The 18016-nt window shown below is 53.4% G+C and carries 15 protein-coding genes and 1 pseudogene; 2 read left to right on the forward strand and 14 right to left on the reverse strand.

What is annotated here, in order from left to right:
* Position 1 precedes the first annotated feature (1 nt).
* A complete protein-coding gene (locus H7U36_RS15390; RefSeq protein WP_205155899.1) occupies positions 2–2680 on the reverse strand; it encodes a helicase HerA domain-containing protein in 2679 nt (892 codons plus the stop codon).
* A gap of 20 nt (positions 2681–2700) precedes the next feature.
* Complete coding sequence (locus H7U36_RS06895) at positions 2701–3633, reverse strand: hypothetical protein (RefSeq protein WP_205155900.1); 933 nt, start codon at positions 3631–3633, stop codon at positions 2701–2703.
* Positions 3634–3870: 237 nt separating this feature from the next.
* Here H7U36_RS06895 and H7U36_RS06900 point away from each other — a divergent pair, with 237 nt between their 5' ends.
* Both H7U36_RS06900 and H7U36_RS06905 read left to right on the forward strand, forming a co-directional pair.
* Complete coding sequence (locus tag H7U36_RS06900) at positions 3871–4803, forward strand: zinc ribbon domain-containing protein (RefSeq protein ID WP_205155901.1); 933 nt, start codon at positions 3871–3873, stop codon at positions 4801–4803.
* Between the two features lies 1 nt (position 4804).
* A complete protein-coding gene (locus H7U36_RS06905) occupies positions 4805–5728 on the forward strand; it encodes a glycoside hydrolase family 25 protein (RefSeq protein WP_205155902.1) in 924 nt (307 codons plus the stop codon).
* Positions 5729–5852: 124 nt separating this feature from the next.
* On the opposite strand, the gene H7U36_RS06910 is transcribed toward H7U36_RS06905, so the two are convergent.
* From H7U36_RS06910 to H7U36_RS06965, 12 genes and pseudogenes are all read right to left on the reverse strand, one after another.
* Complete coding sequence (locus tag H7U36_RS06910) at positions 5853–7895, reverse strand: glycoside hydrolase family 13 protein (protein WP_205155903.1); 2043 nt, start codon at positions 7893–7895, stop codon at positions 5853–5855.
* A gap of 17 nt (positions 7896–7912) precedes the next feature.
* Entirely contained in the window at positions 7913–9763 is a 1851-nt protein-coding gene (gene ftsH / locus H7U36_RS06915; RefSeq protein ID WP_205155904.1) for an ATP-dependent zinc metalloprotease FtsH, read from the reverse strand.
* A 17-nt stretch (positions 9764–9780) separates the two neighbouring features.
* The gene (gene hpt / locus H7U36_RS06920) at positions 9781–10308 is read right to left on the reverse strand and encodes a hypoxanthine phosphoribosyltransferase (protein WP_033125814.1); all 528 of its coding nucleotides are present in this window, start codon (positions 10306–10308) and stop codon (positions 9781–9783) included.
* Entirely contained in the window at positions 10265–11713 is a 1449-nt protein-coding gene (gene tilS, locus H7U36_RS06925; RefSeq protein WP_205155905.1) for a tRNA lysidine(34) synthetase TilS, read from the reverse strand. Before tilS ends, hpt begins: the two co-directional genes overlap by 44 nt.
* A gap of 328 nt (positions 11714–12041) precedes the next feature.
* Positions 12042–13445 carry a SpoIIE family protein phosphatase gene (locus tag H7U36_RS06930; RefSeq protein WP_205155906.1) on the reverse strand — a complete coding sequence of 468 codons (1404 nt, stop codon included), beginning with the start codon at positions 13443–13445 and terminating at the stop codon, positions 12042–12044.
* A 106-nt stretch (positions 13446–13551) separates the two neighbouring features.
* Entirely contained in the window at positions 13552–13875 is a 324-nt protein-coding gene (locus tag H7U36_RS06935; RefSeq protein ID WP_205155907.1) for a septum formation initiator family protein, read from the reverse strand.
* 74 nt (positions 13876–13949) lie between these two features.
* On the reverse strand, positions 13950–14282 hold the full coding sequence (yabQ, locus tag H7U36_RS06940) for a spore cortex biosynthesis protein YabQ (RefSeq protein ID WP_033125810.1): 333 nt from the start codon (positions 14280–14282) through the stop codon (positions 13950–13952).
* A 3-nt stretch (positions 14283–14285) separates the two neighbouring features.
* Positions 14286–14570, reverse strand: coding sequence for a sporulation protein YabP (gene yabP / locus H7U36_RS06945; protein WP_033125838.1), 285 nt, complete (start codon positions 14568–14570; stop codon positions 14286–14288).
* Positions 14571–14619: 49 nt separating this feature from the next.
* Positions 14620–14859 carry an RNA-binding S4 domain-containing protein gene (locus H7U36_RS06950; RefSeq protein WP_033125809.1) on the reverse strand — a complete coding sequence of 80 codons (240 nt, stop codon included), beginning with the start codon at positions 14857–14859 and terminating at the stop codon, positions 14620–14622.
* 173 nt (positions 14860–15032) lie between these two features.
* Positions 15033–15323 (reverse strand): annotated as a pseudogene (locus H7U36_RS06955) (HU family DNA-binding protein); the annotation flags it as partial.
* Positions 15324–15489: 166 nt separating this feature from the next.
* Positions 15490–16497: a YutH/CotS family kinase-like spore coat protein gene (locus tag H7U36_RS06960; RefSeq protein ID WP_191493503.1), complete on the reverse strand. Its 1008-nt coding sequence runs from the start codon at positions 16495–16497 to the stop codon at positions 15490–15492.
* A gap of 80 nt (positions 16498–16577) precedes the next feature.
* Positions 16578–17957: a CCA tRNA nucleotidyltransferase gene (locus H7U36_RS06965; RefSeq protein ID WP_243426712.1), complete on the reverse strand. Its 1380-nt coding sequence runs from the start codon at positions 17955–17957 to the stop codon at positions 16578–16580.
* Positions 17958–18016 lie beyond the last annotated feature (59 nt).

Consider the following 18016-nt stretch of genomic DNA (forward strand, 5'->3'; position numbering starts at 1 on the left):
GTCATTCCTTTTCTTTAAAAATATATCTTAAATAGTCAGCGATAATCTTCTGTCGCTGTCCATCTTTAAGATCCGTCTCTGCCTGCAGGATGTACCCGACACAGCACAGATCTGCCGCCAGGCTGCATCCCTTCAGTCCTTCCATGATCCCGGATACAAGAAACGCCTTCAATGAGGGCGGCCTGTACCCAACTGCCTGCCACTTTTTAAGGACTTTGCCCACATCTATCCTACTGTCTATGTATTCCTTCACTCTCTGATAGTAAGCACACTGTTCCTCACAGAAAGCACATCCACAATGGTGGTTGATCTTCTTATCATAATTCTCGGCCAGATTGTATACCTGCCGCCGCGCTTCTTGAATTACTTCGTCTCTGTTCTTATCATAGAAAGGCAGCACCAAGGGCATCTTTACACATTTAGGTCTGCTGTCGCCTTCCGCATAGACTGCCGCATATCCTCTTTGAAGAGAACTCAGATATTCAATCTGCTGCTGACTCATATTCATAGCCCGTCCTATTGTCTCCCTATCTTCCTGAGCCACTGTGCGATGTACGATTTTCAGGTTCGTGTTCTTGATGGTGTCCGGAGCAAGCTTTGTAGGAATCTGATCCGCCACTATAATACCCTGGCCGAAGGTGCGGATCTCTGCCAGCATATTGCAGAAGAATTCCACAGACTTTGCACGGGTATTTCCCCCTTCCCCGGACTCAGGCACATTCTTCAAAAGCCGATGCGCTTCCTCTATGAGCAGGATATGGGACAAGGCTTTACTCCCCTGCGTCATCTGGGATTTTCTGTACTCATAAAGCTGTACCATAAGAATTCCCATAACAAAGGACTTTGTCTCATCGTCTCCTAAATCCTCCAACTCCATGACCACAGGCCTCTCTAAAAGCTCTCCGATAGGAACAGATTTAGGTGTATTCATCATGGCGCCCTTCCCTCCTATCATAAGGGAGTAAATTCTGGCCTGAAGGGCAGCTTTCACATTGGACTGAACTTCCTGGTGATAGCCCAGCTCATCCACAATGACATCTACTTTGTTGTAAAGATCCTCCAGAGTAGGATACTCTATCAAACCGTACCGGTTTTGGTTCTCTACGATATCCCATCCTCTGTCATCATATACTGCGTACACTGCTTTTTCTAAAATATAAGGCATAGGTGGATACAAGTCAAAGGCCGCCTTAAAAGTGGACAAAAGATAATCTATATGAGTCTGGAGAGAGATACCCGGATTTGTCTCAAATGGATTGATCCTGTATTTCACCGACGTCCTCTCCGCCTCCGCTCCAAGAGTAAAAATAAGCAGATTCTCAAATCCTTTCAGGTTGCGCAGCTCCCAGTATTCTCTCTTGGCAGACTCGATCACGAGAAAGGGAATTCTTTCCCTGGAATCTACGGCGTTCCAGAGGGTATTGAGAATGGATTTAGATGTATTCGTCTTGCCTCCTCCTGTAATTCCGATAATAAGAGCGTGTCTGGTCAGATCGTGCTTTTCTATATAATATGGCTCCATCTCTCGGCTTTCCTGACTACGTCCCGCAGTGCATATATCGCCAAGGGGAATCGCATCTCTCCCCGCCGTCCTGTTTCTTTCCGCCACATCAAACTCTACATACTCATCTACATAATATCCTTGAAACTCCTTTACTGGAAGTCTGCAGAGTACACCAAGCTGACTACTTGTAAGAATAGTCTGAAATTTGTATATGTACAGAGTAATATCCTGAGATATGCCATCCCTATGCCACCGTCCCAGTGGATGTACATCCTGGCACTCTGCCAGATCTGCCATCATATACATGTTAGGGATGACCTCTCGGATAGAATTATAGGGAATAAGCCTAAAAGGTTCCGGTGTTGACTCATCGCCCGAGTAGCAGGCACGAATCATATTGCTCAGCCTCTGGGCATCCTCCTGACTGTCCGCAGCATAATATCCATTCATTCGCCACATTCCCCGGACTGTACCCTCTTTAAGATGACGCTCCAGTATTTCAAGATTTTCAAAATAATTCTTGCTCTGAAAGTCCTGCCGCTGCGCAGACAGATTTCCCTGGGCTCCCCCGGTTATAGTCTGGTTAATCAGCGAATACACTAACTCCATCTCTTCCAGAAGGCGCTCATGCCCAAAGGTAACAGCCAGGCCACTCAGTCCTGACGCCAGTATGATATAAGAGAAACGCTTTCCCTGCATTCCCCGGCAAATACTCTCAATCTGAAGAGTGGGCTGGTCTGCATTCATCTTATCAGTGGGTATGCCAGTAAACATACCGCCGTACTCCCTTGGACAGCTTCGCAAAGGATTATCCTCTACCGCCTCTATGTCAATTCCAGGGTACACAGCCTGATAGGAGGATTTTACCGCATTCAACAACGTCTTCGTGGTTCCCACGTAGACATGAATCCCCCTCTCATCCCCCACCAGGACAAATGCAAAGGGAAGGCCGTACCTGATACAGCCATTCAATATGTCAGCGGTCAGAGTACAGCTATCTAACTCCCGTTCCTCCTCCCAGAACCGGGCAATGCCCATCACCTGGAAGAACTGCATATTCCTACACTCCTCATAGCCTTCAGACACAAAATTCCCGTTGGGTATAAACTCCAGCTCTTTCCGGCAGACTGCAATATTCTTCTGTGCAGATGAGTGGGTATAATACTGAGCATCCACGATGAAGCCTCCTCTGTCCCTTATTTCTTTCTTCTACCAAATGAAAAAATTATCCCTATAATGCCCGCTATAATCTTTAGAATCAAGGGCAGATTTGCAAGACAGATAAGCAATACAATAATCCAGATTATGCCGTTCAGGCCCAGAGCTCCAGCCACGCCGCAGACTGCGGCCAGTACAAGGAGCGTAATGAGCCACACTGCTACAGGCCCCATGGCTCCATCCGGCGTAATGGTGGTACCGCTGGCCACATTGCATATGGATTTTGCCACCACATTATTGCTAGCATCTCTGCGACCGTACACCTCCACCTCATTATTCTCCGAGACAGCTCCGGCATTTAGTTTTCCGTATACGATTACCTGGTCACAGGCATTGCCCATTGCATTTAGAGCCTGGCCACTGAAATCAGGAAATACCTGAAACATAGTAATATTGTCATCGAATGTAAAGGGCACTCCGGTAAACAGGGTCCGAAACCATTTTACCAAAGCTGATTTTTTCTGGGTATCTACAGATATATTTTTAGATATGCCTTTTGTAATCGGCTGGTTGGATATATTTACAGAAGAGCGGTTGCTCTTTTTAGAAGAAGAGGACACATGCACACTGCCACTGTTTCCAGATGTATGCACAGGGGTTTGACCGCTTTTATAGACAGGCGTTTCCGGCGATACATCTTCCTGCGACGTAATCTCGTTCCCATAGGGATCTGTATTCTGGAGAACAGGGCTACCCCCAACCAGGATTTTCCTGCTCTTCCCACGGCCCGGAACATAAGTATCTTCCTGTACGTGAGGAGCCTCATAAATCTGTCTGCTCCGGCTCTTTTTCGCCTGCTGCGCCATACTGGCCGCATAGGGATCCTGGCCAAGAGCGCACAAATCACACACATCCCCCGGATGTTCTACCTCTCTCTCTCCACAAATACTGCATTTATATGCCATCTCCATCCCCCTCTTCCCAAACGACAAATTATGAGATAATTTTACAAAACCAGATATTTTTTGTCAAGACATCAGAGCTTAACCGACGATAGAGCAAACTAACTCAATCGAAAGATACAGGCTATTTTCCTCAATTTTCCCGGAACATTGTGGACGTTCTTCTTCTTTAACTGTATAATGAATAATATCAGAGGCACTGAACGCCTTTTACTATCCAGATAAAACCAAGAGGGGGAATGAACTATGAAATGCAACAACTGTGGATATGACCTGCCGGATGATGCGGTCTTCTGCGATCAGTGTGGCTCCCGTGTCACCAACCCAAGTAATACAGAGGCTCCAAAAAAGTCAAAAAACAAAAATTTTATCATTGCCTTTGCGCTTATGATCATAGCAGCTGTAGGAATAGGGCTGACAGTCCGATATATCTCCAATTCCTCTAGTGTTCAGGAACCAAGTTCACAAACAGACACTGTGTCAACAGAGGGGAAAACCGCTTCTTCCAAATCCAGTGACTCTACTGGCACCGACACGAATACAGATATCAGCACGGATACAGCCACCGATAGTTCCGACTTCAAGACAAATACGTATTTTGACACACCTTTTATTATAGATGAAAATGCATCTGCTGATTACACAAAAATCCTGGATCCTTCCTGTTACGAATTTTACTCCTCTGATATACCAGAATTCAGCTTTTGGTATCCCACGGACTTTTTTAATCATGTAATCTATGACACAGATACAGCCACGGTTTCCTATGGAACCAACGCAGAACGGGTTGCCTTCTCAGCAGATGACGGGGCACAGCTTATCTTCCATGCTGTCCGCCGCACCGACAGCATGACACTGAAGGAGATGAGCAATTATGTGTATACTACAGAAATGGGAATGCTCACCTCAGGCGAGACAATCCTCAACGCCATGAAGGATGATTACGGCAAGATTATAGTAACGGGCTATACAGACAGTTCTTTTGGATATACGGTCTATAGTCTGAACAAGATAAGATCAGATTATGTACTCCAAATGCATCTCGTTTTTCCCGCCTATACAGACGAAGAGGATCGGATGCAGAAATGGTATCTAACGGAATGCTTCTACCGCATGTGTGGGTTCTCAGACGCCGATCCATGGAGATCCTATACAGAATATGTAAGGGAGAATAGCTGATATGAAACACAGAACATTATTATTGCTGACTTTCCTCTCCGTATTGCTGTCAGGCTGCTCATCTGACGCAGACAGTGCTGCTCAGAACGACCAGGCCGGAACTGCCCGGGAGGCGTCTCAGGCTCCCGCCAGGGAGGAGACATCAGATACTGATGAAAACACTTCCTCCGACCAGCCTGAAATACTGCACTTCGTGGACGTATACCAAAATCCGTACCAGGTGGAGATCAACCCCGACATCGCCAGACATGATTACAAGCCTGAGTGCTTTGTCCACGATGGACATTATCTGTCCTACACGGGAGACGAAAATTATACATACCGGCTTGGAGTCGATGTGTCTGAGCACCAGGGATATGTGGACTGGGCGCAGCTTAAGGAAAACGGCTTCAGCTTCGCCTTCATCCGTCTCGGCTACCGGGGCTACGGGCAGGAGGGGCGGATCTGTCTGGACAGCGAGTTTCACCGCAATATGCAGAACGCCCAGGCCGCCGGCTTTGACGTAGGCGTCTATTTCTTTGCCCAGGCCGTAAACGAGAAGGAGGCCCGGGAAGAGGCGGATTTTGTTCTCCGGAACCTGGAGGGCTACACTCTTCAGCTCCCTGTTGTCTATGACCCGGAGAGCATCCTAGACGACGAGGCCAGGACGGACAATGTGACCGGCGAGCAGTTTACCGTCAACACAGAGATCTTCTGCTCGGCAGTGGAAGAGGCAGGCCGCCAGCCCATGATCTACGCGAACATGCTGTGGGAGGCCTTTGAACTGGACCTGGAGCAGCTCTCCGGCTACCCTGTCTGGTATGCGGACTACGAGCCTGCCCCGCAGACTCCCTACCAGTTCGAGTTCTGGCAATACACCAACCAGGGGCAGGTGCCGGGGATCACAGGGAGCGCGGATCTGAATATTCAGATGATCCCGCAGTAGACGGCAGCGGCAAATATCAAAAAGCAAATATGTAAATGCACACGCAAAATAGCCGGATGTTCCACAAAACCTAATCGGAACATCCGGCTTTCTTTCCGGCCTGGCCTTTCCCGGCCCTTTTCTATTAAAATTCCTTATTCTTCGCAATCAGCACAGACTGGCTTCCCATGTTCACCACGATCTCTCCATCGATCACGTGAATCTCGTCGAACTCCATGGTGTACCCCTCCTCGTAGGAGTAAATCACCCTCCTCATGCTGCTCTTCATGGGCACGCCGATCACCCACACCGGCACCCGCACTTCCCGCAGCTCACTGCTGTGGTTGATGACAACGACAAACTGATCCGTGTCGTTAAACCTCCCGTAGGCCAGGACATTGTCCTGCTTCACCAGCCACTGGAGGGAACCTGTGCGGAACACCTCGTAATTCTTGTGTATGCGGATCAGCTCCCTGTGGTAGTCAATGAGTTCCTGATCTTCCTTTCCCCAGGGGTAGGTCCTTCTGCTGTCCGGATCTGTAAACCCACACAGCCCCGCCTCGTCGCCATAGTAGATGGTGGGCGCTCCCACCCAGGTCATCTGGATGGCCACCGCCTCCCGCATCACAGGCAGGCTCACATACTCCTCCGCCTTCTCCGGCCCCAGGCTGCCGATTCTTCCCACCATATGATTGGTTCTTGTCAGGAACCGGGAGTGGTCGTGGTTGGACAGCTCATTCATGGCCACCTGCTGAGAGGGAGTGAGCATGTAGGACATATGGTGAAAAATAGAGCGCACAAAGCTGTCCGCGTTACCGTGGAGCTCCTCCCTGTCCTCATCGCTGTGCTTCTCCATCCCGGTCAGGAACCAGGTAACAGGCTCCATGAAGGCGTCATAGTTCATAACAGAGTCCCACTCATCCCCCGCAATCCACTCTTTCGGGTCCCCATAGTGTTCCGCCAGGATCAGCGCATCCGGTTTGGCCTTCTTGACCTCACGCCGGAATTTCTTCCAGAACTCGTGATTGTACTCTATGCTGTGCCCCAGATCCGCCGCCACGTCCAGTCTCCAGCCGTCCACATTGTAGGGGGGAGACACCCATTTGCGTCCGATCTCCAGTATATAGTCCTCCAGCTCCTTTGAACCCTCGTAGTTGAGCTTAGGCAGAGTATCATGCCCCCACCAACCGTCATAATTTCCGTTGTAGGGCCAGTGCTCGTCTCCGCTCTGGAAAAATTCAAAGAAATCCCGGTAGGGGCTGTCCGCGGAGACATAGGCTCCCTTTTCATACCCCTCCTGGCCCTCGTAGATCCGTTCCCGGTCCATCCACTTGTTAAAAGAACCACAATGGTTAAAAACGCCGTCGAGGATGACTTTCATTCCCCTCCTGTGAAGCTCCTCCACAAGCTTGATAAAAAGCTGGTTGCTGGCTTCTAGGTTTTTCCTGTCCGTCACCCTCTTCTGATATTTCGTCGCATATACATTTTCCTTCACGCCCACCGGGAGAGGCTCTCCGCCGTCCTCTACGATGACACCAAAATGCGGGTCAATGTAGTCGTAGTCCTGGATATCGTACTTGTGGTTGGACGGTGAGACAAACAGGGGGTTAAAATAGATGACCTCCACTCCCAGATCCTGGAGATAATCCAGCTTCTCCATGACGCCCTTCAGGTCACCTCCGTAGAAGCGCCGCACGTCCATGGCCGCCGGGTATTCATTCCAGTCCTTCACATGTTCCACAGGTTCTCCGATATAGATGTACTCTCCGTCTTCCACATCGTTGGATGGATCTCCATTGCAGAAACGGTCCACAAAGATCTGGTACATGACCGCGCCCTTGGCCCAGTCGGGAGTACTAAATCCAGGAGCGATCTGGAACTCATACTCCTCGATCTTCTCCCTGGTGGCGCCAAACTGGTTATAATACCAGACTTCCTCCCCGGCGCGCACCCTGAAGCTGTAGTACAGATTCTCCTCACCCAACTCCAGGGACACTGCATAGTAGTCAAACACCCCGGATGTGCTCCGCTTCTCCATCTCGTACTCTCTGCCGCCCGTCAGCAGGCAGACACTGTCCGCATCGCCTGCTCCGGTGCGGAACTGCAGTGTGACCTGCTGTCCTGGCAGTGGTTCCGGCGGGAAAACGTAATTTCCTGTTCCGTCGCAAAATAATGCATGTATGTTCATTCTATCGCCGCCTGACTTTATATTTCTGAAACCTCAATCCCTTCAAATAAGGACTCGAATTCCTCTCTTGTTATCTTTTCCTTCTCAAGGAGAAGCTCTGCACACTTCTCCAGCACATTCTGGTATTTCCGGATAATATATTTGGCCCTTCTGTAGCACGCATCGATGATGTCCTTGACCTCCTGGTCTATGGTGCTGGCCACCTGCTCGCCGTAGCCTCTGGAGGTGTGGGCCAGATCCCGGCCGATAAACACCTCGTCGCTGTCGTTGTCGTAGTTGACAAGTCCCAGCTTCTCGGACATACCGAACTTTGTGACCATGGATTTGGCAAGGCTGGTTGCCTGCTTGATATCCTGGGACGCTCCGGTGGTGATGTCGTCGAAGATCTCCTCCTCTGCCACCCGGCCTCCCAGAGCCACTGTGATATCCTGGAGCATCTTGCCCTTTGTGTTGAACATCTCATCCTTCTCTGGCAAAGGCATGGTGTAGCCGGCTGCCCCCGTCCCTGTGGGGATGATGGACACACTGTACACAGGCCCCACATCCGGCAGGACGTGGAAGAGGATGGCGTGGCCCGCCTCGTGGTAGGCTGTGATCTTCTTCTCCTTGTCTGAGATGACGCGGCTCTTCTTCTCCGCTCCGATGCCCACCTTCACAAAGGCCTTCCTGATATCTGACTGCTGCAGGTAGACTCTGTTCTCCTTGGCCGCCAGGATAGCCGCCTCGTTGAGCAGGTTTTCCAGGTCCGCACCCGTAAATCCGGCTGTGGTCTGGGCGATCTGCTTCAGGTCCACATCGTCTCCCAGGGGCTTGCCCTTGGCGTGCACCTTCAGGATCTCCTCCCTTCCCTGCACGTCCGGCCGCCCCACGACCACCTTCCTGTCAAAGCGACCTGGCCTCAGGATAGCCGGATCCAGGATATCTACACGGTTGGTTGCAGCCATGACGATGATGCCCTCATTGACGCCAAAGCCGTCCATCTCCACAAGGAGCTGGTTCAGCGTCTGCTCTCTCTCATCGTGGCCGCCGCCCATGCCGGTTCCCCTTCTGCGGGCAACCGCATCGATCTCATCGATGAAAATGATGCAGGGCGCATTTTTCTTGGCGTCCTCAAACAGATCGCGGACACGGGACGCTCCCACGCCCACGAACATTTCCACAAAGTCGGAGCCGGAAATACTGAAGAAGGGAACCCCCGCCTCCCCCGCCACGGCCTTTGCCAGCAGAGTCTTTCCTGTACCCGGAGGGCCCACCAGGAGCACGCCCTTGGGAATTCTGGCTCCCACCTGGATATATTTCTTCGGCGCCTTCAGGAAATCCACGATCTCCTCCAGCTCCTCCTTCTCCTCCTGCAGGCCTGCCACCTGGGCAAAGGTGATCTTCTTATCCTGCTCCGTACTCATCCTGGCCCGGCTCTTGCCAAAGCTCATAGCCTTCGCGTTAGCCCCGCCGTTCTGTCTGTTCATCATGAAGAAGAACAGGAAAAATGCCGCCAGTATGAGGAGCACCGGGAAGATGTTTGTCATAAACCAGTTTTCCTGGGGCACATCTCTGAGCGTGTAGTCCACGCCGTGCTCAGCCAGATAATCCTGTGCCTTGTTGACGTCAGAGACGTAGACCAGCTTCGCCTCGTCCCCCTCCTGGGCGTCATTTACCGTCACCTCCAGCCGTCCTGTCGGCACATTCCGGTTCTGGATGATGGTCACCTCTGCAATCTCTTCATTTTCCACCAGGCTCTCAAAATCCTGGTATGTGATCTGCTTATCCCGCTGATCGATCTGATTGGTGAACCAGAGCGCTGCAAACAACAATATCACGCACACAAGCAGTGTGGCGCCGCTCAGGCCCCTGCCTCTTTTATCGTTCAAATCTCTGCTGCTCCTTTCTACTCCACACCTTCCACAACTCCGATGTAGGGAAGGTTTCTGTATTTCTGTGCATAATCAAGGCCGTATCCCACGACGAATTCATCCGGGATGTTAAAGCCCACATAGTCCACTGTCACCGGCTTCACTCTCCGCTCCGGCTTGTCAAGAAGCGTGCAGAGTTTCATGCTCCTGGGTCCTCTCTTCTCCAGAATCTGGATCAGGTAGGACAGCGTCCGCCCGGAGTCAATGATATCCTCCACAATGAGCACATCCTTGCCCTCCAGCGGCTCATCCAGATCCTTGGCGATCTTCACCACGCCGCTGGACGCCGTTCCGTCGCCATAGCTGCTGACACTCATGAAATCCATGGAAACCGGGACTGTGATCCTCTTGGCCAGCTCACACATAAAAAACACGCCGCCCTTGAGGACGCAGATTAAATGCACATGCTTTCCCGCATAGTCCTCGCTGATCTGTTTTCCCAGCTCACACACTCTCTTCTCAACTTCTTCTTCTGACACAAGCTCTCTGATCGTCTCTGCCATCGTATTTTCCTCCCTTGTCTGTCGTGACTTCATCTATCCTTATTTCAAGTATCTTCCTCGTCTGCCCGGTCACCTCGTACCCCAGCCCTCCCCGATATCCGATCACCCACAGGATGCGGCTGCCGTCCGCCGCAAGAAGGATGCTGTCCCTCTCCTGTGACGGGATCTTCTCATTGATAAAATACCGGTTGAGCTTCTGCCTGGCCCCATCCCTGTCTATCACAAGATAGTCGCCGGGGCGGCGGGTTCTGATAATAACACTATTTTTTATTATATCATAATCAAACCATTTCGTGTAGGGTGTTTTGGGAATTGCCTCCTCTATCGGGCCTTCTATGTCCGCCGGGTCCAGGATGCGCATCTTTATCTTCCCGCTCGCCCCTTCTCTTTGGTTCTCCCCAGGGGCCTGCCAGTTGGCGCTGACCACCCGCACCCCCTCGTAGCACCGGAACGCCTTCATCCCATAGGGGAGGCTGAGCCTTCTGCCCACCTGCCTGTCAAACAGTTCCTCCAGATCCTTGAAGTGGACGGTCTCCAGATCCTTTTCCCTGCCGCTGACCTGCCCCAGCACCCGCTTTAAAAGGTAGGGCCGCAGCGCCCTGTCTGTCCCGGCAAATCCCGGGCCGTCTATGACCACTTCTCTCCCCCGGCCATCCGCTCCTGTCCGAAGGGTGGTCAGGCGGGCAGCCGCCTCACCGGTCTGCCTCTCCACGTACTCCCAGAGCTGCGCCATCTGCTCCGCAGTCCCGCACACGTGATCCACGAACCTGGGATTGACCTGCTCCTCCATATATGGAATTATATGATTGCGGATACGGTTCCGTGTATAAGTATCCTCATAATTTGTGGCATCCATACAATAAGAAATATTTTTTTCAGCCAGGAACTCCTCGATCTCCTCCCTGGACACCTCCAGGAGAGGACGGATGTATTTCCCGGAACAGGGGCGGATCCCCCCCATCCCCCGCAGGCCGGTGCCCCGGGCCAGATTGAGGAGCACGGTCTCGGCATTGTCGTTTTTGTGGTGCGCCAGGGCGATCCTGTCGGCGCGCCACCTCCCCGCGGCCTCCTCAAAGGCCCGGCGGCGGGCAGCGCGCCCCGCCTCCTCCTGGGTCAGCCCTTCCTCCCGGGCCATCCGGCGCACATCCACATGCACGGTCTCCAGGGGAACCTCCTCCTTCCGACACAATGCCTCCACATAGGCCTCGTCCGCCGCGGCGGCCTCCCCCCGGATGCCGTGGTTCACGTGGACGGCCCGTATCTCCAGGTCATACTCCTTTTTCAGCTCCAGAAGCACACAAAGCAGGCATACGGAGTCCGCTCCTCCCGATATGCCTGCTATGACCACATCTCCTTTATCCAGCATCCCATGCGCCCGCGCATAGTCCCTTATCTTTTCATACATGTCCTTTTCCCCCTGCCCCAGAGCAGGCCTCTTCGCTGTCTATCAAATATATGATGTTGGGGTCAAAAGCCCCCAACTACGATGCCTACGGATTGTTCCGTGCTGCGCACTCTCACAATCCTACCCAATATTCACATATCGTGGGATATACATCCCACTTTTATGCTCATATCGGGGCGGGTCCCAAGGTCTTTCACCCACTTATGAGCAAGCTCATGTGGGCTTAGACCTTTTGACCCTGGCATCAAATATATAATACTATAAATAATCCGGAGAAAAAATGCAAGCTCTCCCGCACTTTCCTGCCTTCCCGCGCTTTTTCGCCGGCTCATACCTTCCACATCCCCACTGCCAGGACGGTCATGTCGTCCGCGGGCACCTCCCCGGACATCTCCAGCACCTGCTCCAGCAGATAGTGGGCCAGCTCCCCGGGATTGTTGATGCTGGTGCCCCCGATGAGAGCCGACAGCATGGCCTCCTGGTTTCCCACCGGCAGGGCGTCCAGCACTCCGTCCGTCACCATGATGACAAAATCCCCGTCCGCAAGCTGCCGGCAGGTTCTCTGGATCTCCAGCTCCTGGAGGACTCCTATGGGGAGGGTCGTGGAGCTGATCTTCTCCACCCCGCCTCCGGTCCGTATAAAGGTGGTGGATGCCCCCGCCTTCATGAGCTCACAGATCCCCTGATACAGGTCGAAGACGCACATGTCCACCGTGGAAAAGCACAGCTCCTCTCTGCCTGCCACCAGGGCTGTGTTCATCATCTGGACGGCGGTCTGGGGCGGAAACCCTGCCTCCAGCAGCTCCTCCAGCATTTCCACCACCATGGCGCTCTCCTGGAAGGCGTGCTCCCCGGAGCCCATGCCGTCGGAGAGGACCACCCCCTCTTTCCCGCCGGGCAGCTGGGTCATGGCAAAGGTGTCCCCGGAGATCTTCTGGCAGCCCTTCCCGATCTTGGCCACCCCCTGGATCGTCTGAAAGGCGGGCCCCTCCATGAACACGAGGGTGCCATAGTTCTCCGTGACCACCGGGCACTCCCCCTTCACCAGCAGCATCTGCCGCCCCAGGCTATAGGACAGCGCCTCCGCCGCCTCCCTGGAGGCCACACACTGTCCCTTGGGCGCCCGAACCGTGAGATGGACCTCGTACCTGCCCTGCTTTGTCACGAAAAACACGCTGGACAAAAGCTTCAGCCCTCTCTTCTTCAGCTGGGCCTTCACCTTTCTCTGCAAATGCTCATCCACGCAGATCCCCGCGTCCAGCTCCCGGGCCGCGTGCTGTACAAGATCCGCGAAGGCGTTCATGGACGCGGCGCATCCCTCCCGGTTCAGCACCAGCTTCCGGTTCCACACCATTTTCTGCTTCTCCGCCTGAAATACCTCCAGGGTCTCCCGCAGGAAACGGGGCGCCTTCACGCACTGTTTCTGGATCTTTCTCTTCAGCTCCACATTCAGCTCCGCCCCGTACTCCTCGGCGGCGGCCATGATCTCGTAGACCATCTGCCTTGTCCTCTCCCTGCCCTCTCCCAGGCAAATGCTCTTCCTCTCGCAGCCCTGGCAGACCTTCTCCGAGACAGCGCAAAGCATCTCGTCGATCTCCTCGCCCGTCAGCGTCCGGCGTCCCTTTTCCAGTCCCAGAAACGTCTCCGACAGGTGCTTCAGGGACCCGGCAAATTTGTCCATCTGTATCACATAGGGATTGACAAAAAGCTCCCTCTCCTTAACCTCGCTCATCTCGATACTCCCCCGCGCCCCGGGGAGCCCGACAGGGCCTCCCGGGAAACAAAAAAGCTTTGGGACTCTTTCCCAAAGCTTTTCTTTTGCATACTTATTTTTGTTCTTATTTTGATTTGAAAATGATCTCGTTCTCATGGACCAGCCCCAGCTTATCCTTCGCTGTCTGCTCCACGTACTCGTCTGTACCTACGTACTCTTCCAGCTTCTCGATCTCCTCCGCGCGGTCCTTCTCTGCCTGGATGTCCTTCTCCAGCTCCTGCTCCTGCTCTATGTAGGCGCTGTTCTTGGCCCGCAGCTCAATGCTGCTCACCGAGATAATGACCGCCAGGAGCAGGATCACCGCACTGATGCCCAGCATGCTTCTCCTGTGCTGCTGCACCTGTTTTTTCCGGCGTCTTGCCCTGTTCTTTTGTTTGATACTTCCCATATTAATTACTCACCCATCTTGCCAGCTGTGTCACTGGTTATTATCTTTAATCTTATCTTTTTTCTCCCGTTTATTCAACCATTTTCACCGAATTTTCCCATTCTTTTCGCATACAATTTTTTTCGCAATTTTCCCGGAATTTTCGACATGCGGGAGAAAAAAAAGCTTCCCAGCACAACACCTAGTATAAAATACCACCTGATGCTACCACTAGTGGTATGGTGAATTTGCACAAACATGTAGAGCGCCGTCCCCAGCCAGAAAAAAAGGTCCTCCGCAGCAATGGCCGCCGGGGTGTGGCGGATGATCCTCCGCAGCGCGCGCAGGCACGTGTAGACGCTGCACACGGTCATTCCCGTCAGCACTGCCTCCAGGAATGAAAGGCCTTCCACCTCTATCCCGTACATGCGTCACCTGAACAGCCTGCTCAGTATATTTTCTCCGGTCTTGGCTGCCGGGTGCACCTCCGAGTAGGCCACGCTGTCTATGGTCCCGGACAGATCCACCTCCCCCTTCTCCAGGCTCAGCCTGTTCACATGCAGGTCAGAGCCCTTGACCATGAGCATCCCCTGCTCTGTCTCCAGGAGGATCTCGTTTAAGTCAAAGGAAAGGACGTCCAGGACGCCTGTCACCAGGCTGGTCTTCCGGTTATTCACAACAAGCTTGTGCGCTCCCCGCGCCTGTTTTTCTTCCATTGCCATCACAACCTTTCTTGATAATCATATGAAAGGCTGTCTGAGATTATTACAGATATTTGAACAGATCCTTGGCCTCCTCCTTTTTGGACGTGTCCTTTATGTCGAGAACCTCCACTTTTACGGCCTTTGTGCCGAACTGGATCTCGATGACATCTCCCGGCTTTACCTTCGTGGACGCCTTGGCCGTGGCCCCGTTTACCAGAACCCTGCCCGCGTCGCAGGCCTCGTTGGCCACAGTGCGCCTCTTGATCAGCCTGGAAACCTTCAGAAATTTGTCAAGTCTCATACTTCACCTCCCTCTCCCCCGGATCTCCGGGGGCCTGCTGCCTCGCGCTCCCCGCTATCGCAAAACGGCACTGCAGCCTTCTCCCGCCGCAGTGCCGTCTTCTATTCCGAAGTATCCGTCAGAATGAGTCTGCGCACATCCTGTCAGATATTCTACCTAAATCGCAACAAGCCCTATGCGTTTACAGCATCCTTTAAAGCCTTTCCGGCTTTGAACTTCGGAGCCTTGCACGCCTCGATCTTCATTGTCTGGCCTGTCTGAGGATTTCTTCCCTCTCTTGCAGATCTCTTGCTCACTTCAAATGTACCGAAGCCTACAAGCTGTACCTTCTCCTCTTTCTTTAACTCCTCTGTCACCACATCGACAAAAGCCTTTAAAGCCTTCTCAGCATCCTTCTTGGATATCTCTGCATTTTCAGCAATAGCTGCTACTAATTCTGTTTTGTTCATGGAAAACTCCTCCTTCGACTTATGATAGAACCCTTATCTTATTCTATTCAGCGTATTATGCGTCCTGCTCGTATCCCGCAGGGCCGGCGGGACGTCTTTCAATAAAGTTATACAGGTTTTCCCTTTGTTTGTCAAGGGAAAATCCCCGAAAAACCCGGTATTTTCAAGGTTTCCGGGGCTTTTACAGAGAAAACGAAAACAGCTGCTTAAGGAACCTGCGCTTCTCCTCCGTCTGCGCCACCACCGTCTTCAGCTTCTCCACATTTTTCGCCGGGATCCAGGCCTTATTGGAACAGTAGTAGGAGTCCGCCAGCTTCCAGAATTTTTCCGGGTAAATGAGACGCACCTTCAGGTACTCCACCTCCGCCTCCGCAAGGGGTCGTATGGCGCTGTAGGCGTCCAGCATGTGGTTTCCCGTCTTTACGTTCCACCCGTGCTTCTCCATGGCTTTCCGCAGAAAATAGTAGAGATCTTCCATCTGGATGCCCACCCTGCACCTGTCAAAATTGGTGGTGGCATATCCGCCCGCCATGACAAAGATATTGTGATAATTATAATCCCCGTGGATCATGGTATTATTCTGCACAGAGTCCTTCCATATTTTCCCAAAATCCAGGCGCTCCAGCTCCCCCGATGCCCCCAGGGCCCACTCGAACATCCCCTCAAAGCACCGCAGGAATTCCAGCTCAAACTCCCCTTTTGGCGACTGCGCTCTCATAAAGCGGCGGATCTTTTTCAGCTCCCGGTTGTGTCTGTCATACTCCTTTTTCAGCCCCTCCGGCTCCCCGGGAGAGCCGTCCTCCTCCGCCTCCGGGCAGGGCGGTACCTGCCGCATAAACCGGTGCAGGTGGGCCAGATTAGCAGTCCCCTCCAGGAGTTCCCGGCTTTTCCGGATATCGCACTCCCGCCCTCTGAACCACTGCTTCAGTATATAGGTCCGCCCCTCGGGGGAGGTGGAGAGAAGGTCGCCCTCGCAGTTGGCCACAGGCAGGTCCGTCCGCATACTCCCCTCCCGGTACAGATGGAGTCCCACATGCCGCATCAGGAAGGCATGACGCCTGGACACCCCCGCCTCCCGGAGCAGAAAAAGTCCCTGGTCTGTATCACAAAAAAACGCACCCCTTGTTTTGCGGGTGCTCTTTACATTGATTGGATATTGCTCCAATATACTCAATTCGTAATCCTGCATATTACCGTCCCCTGCACTCTTCCAATATCATGTTCTGTTTAATGTATGACAGCGGAGACGGTAATATGCCTGTTCCTCTTTTACTTCTTTTTCTCTTTCGCCAGAGCCAGCAGCCTCTCCTTCCCGTTGAGCTCCGGCTCCCGGATCACTTCCTCCAGGAGCCCCTGAAGGATCTCCCCCAGCTCCTTTCCCGGCCGGAAGCCGGCCTCTATGAGATCCCTGCCGTTGACCGCCAGGTCCTTCAGCGTGACGCAGTCGCGGCGTTCAAGAGCCTCCCTGTAGAGTCTCTCCACCCCCTCTATGTCCGCCAGCTTCTCCTCCCGGCGGTACGGGCTCTGGGCCAGCACGTCCGCCCGGCGCACCTCCAGGTACAGGGGGAAAAGATCCAGGCCGATCCGGTTCATAGCCCTCCTCACGTATTTCCCCTGGACCGGCATCCGGTAATCATGGTACTTCACAAGGGTCGCCACGTTTTTCAGCGTCTCATTGTCAAACTTCAGGCGGCGCATGACCTCCCTCGTGATCTCCTCGCTGCGCAGGGCGTGCTTTTTAAAGTGGGCAGTCCCCTCTTCATCCACAGTCTTCAGATCCGGCTTTCCCATGTCGTGAAACAGCATGGTGAGCCGCAGCACCTTGTCCGGCCGCACGTTCAGAAGAGCGTGGAGAGTGTGCTCACCTACCGTGTACATGTGGTGAGGCGTCTCCTGGGTGGTGGCCATGATCCTGTCGAACTCCGGCAGGAACCAGGCGGTAATCCCCAGCTCCCAGGCGGTTCGGAGCATATCCGGCCTGCCGGACAGGAGGATCTTCAGAAGCTCCGTCTGGATCCGCTCCGCGCTGATCTTCTGCAGCGTGGGGGCCAGCGCGCGCATCCCCTCCCGTGTCTCCTCCTCCAGTTCAAAGCCCAGCTGGGCCGCAAAGCGAACGCCCCGCAGGATCCGCAGGGCGTCCTCCCGGAATCGCTCTCTTGCATTGCCCACACAGCGGATCACGCCCCGCTCCAGATCCTCCAGGCCGCCAAAGATGTCCACCAGCCCCTCCTCGTCGCTGTAGGCCATGGCGTTGATGGTGAAGTCCCGGCGCAGCAGATCCTCCCGCAGATTTCTCGTAAAGGTCACCTCCGTGGGGTGGCGGCTGTCCTCGTAGGCTCCGTCGATCCGGTAGGTGGTCACCTCAAAGCCCTCCCCCTCCAGGAGCACGGTCACGGTCCCGTGCTGGATCCCGGTGTCAAAGGTCCTGGAAAACAGCTCCTTTGTCTGCTCCGGCAGAGCGGAGGTGGTGATGTCCCAGTCCCCGGGCTCCCTCCCCAGGATGGAGTCCCGGACGCACCCGCCCACGGCCCAGGCCTCAAAGCCCGCGCCCCGCAGCGTGCGGATGATCTCTTTTACCTTGTCCGGCATGGAAATGTATATCTTTCTGGCGCCATTCATATCTATCAGTCCTTTACCCTCTGTTATCATGTCTCTATCATAGCCCATTTCCCGTTTTAGGCGCAAGACAAGGGGCGGAAGTTTTTGTC

Origin of the sequence: Faecalicatena fissicatena (genome assembly GCF_016900595.1) — a bacterium.
Lineage (GTDB): Bacteria > Bacillota > Clostridia > Lachnospirales > Lachnospiraceae > Claveliimonas > Claveliimonas intestinigallinarum.

Excerpts from the sequence above, each read along its gene's own strand:
- H7U36_RS06895 (WP_205155900.1), bottom strand. The coding sequence starts at position 3,633 with ATGGAGATGGCATATAAATGCAGTATTTGTGGAGAGAGAGAGGTAGAA.
- H7U36_RS06900 (WP_205155901.1), top strand. The coding sequence starts at position 3,871 with ATGAAATGCAACAACTGTGGATATGACCTGCCGGATGATGCGGTCTTC.
- H7U36_RS06905 (WP_205155902.1), top strand. The coding sequence starts at position 4,805 with ATGAAACACAGAACATTATTATTGCTGACTTTCCTCTCCGTATTGCTG.
- H7U36_RS06910 (WP_205155903.1), bottom strand. The coding sequence starts at position 7,895 with ATGAACATACATGCATTATTTTGCGACGGAACAGGAAATTACGTTTTC.
- hpt (WP_033125814.1), bottom strand. The coding sequence starts at position 10,308 with ATGGCAGAGACGATCAGAGAGCTTGTGTCAGAAGAAGAAGTTGAGAAG.
- tilS (WP_205155905.1), bottom strand. The coding sequence starts at position 11,713 with ATGTATGAAAAGATAAGGGACTATGCGCGGGCGCATGGGATGCTGGAT.
- H7U36_RS06930 (WP_205155906.1), bottom strand. The coding sequence starts at position 13,445 with ATGAGCGAGGTTAAGGAGAGGGAGCTTTTTGTCAATCCCTATGTGATA.
- H7U36_RS06935 (WP_205155907.1), bottom strand. The coding sequence starts at position 13,875 with ATGGGAAGTATCAAACAAAAGAACAGGGCAAGACGCCGGAAAAAACAG.
- yabQ (WP_033125810.1), bottom strand. The coding sequence starts at position 14,282 with ATGTACGGGATAGAGGTGGAAGGCCTTTCATTCCTGGAGGCAGTGCTG.
- yabP (WP_033125838.1), bottom strand. The coding sequence starts at position 14,570 with ATGGAAGAAAAACAGGCGCGGGGAGCGCACAAGCTTGTTGTGAATAAC.
- H7U36_RS06950 (WP_033125809.1), bottom strand. The coding sequence starts at position 14,859 with ATGAGACTTGACAAATTTCTGAAGGTTTCCAGGCTGATCAAGAGGCGC.
- H7U36_RS06960 (WP_191493503.1), bottom strand. The coding sequence starts at position 16,497 with ATGCAGGATTACGAATTGAGTATATTGGAGCAATATCCAATCAATGTA.
- H7U36_RS06965 (WP_243426712.1), bottom strand. The coding sequence starts at position 17,957 with ATGATAACAGAGGGTAAAGGACTGATAGATATGAATGGCGCCAGAAAG.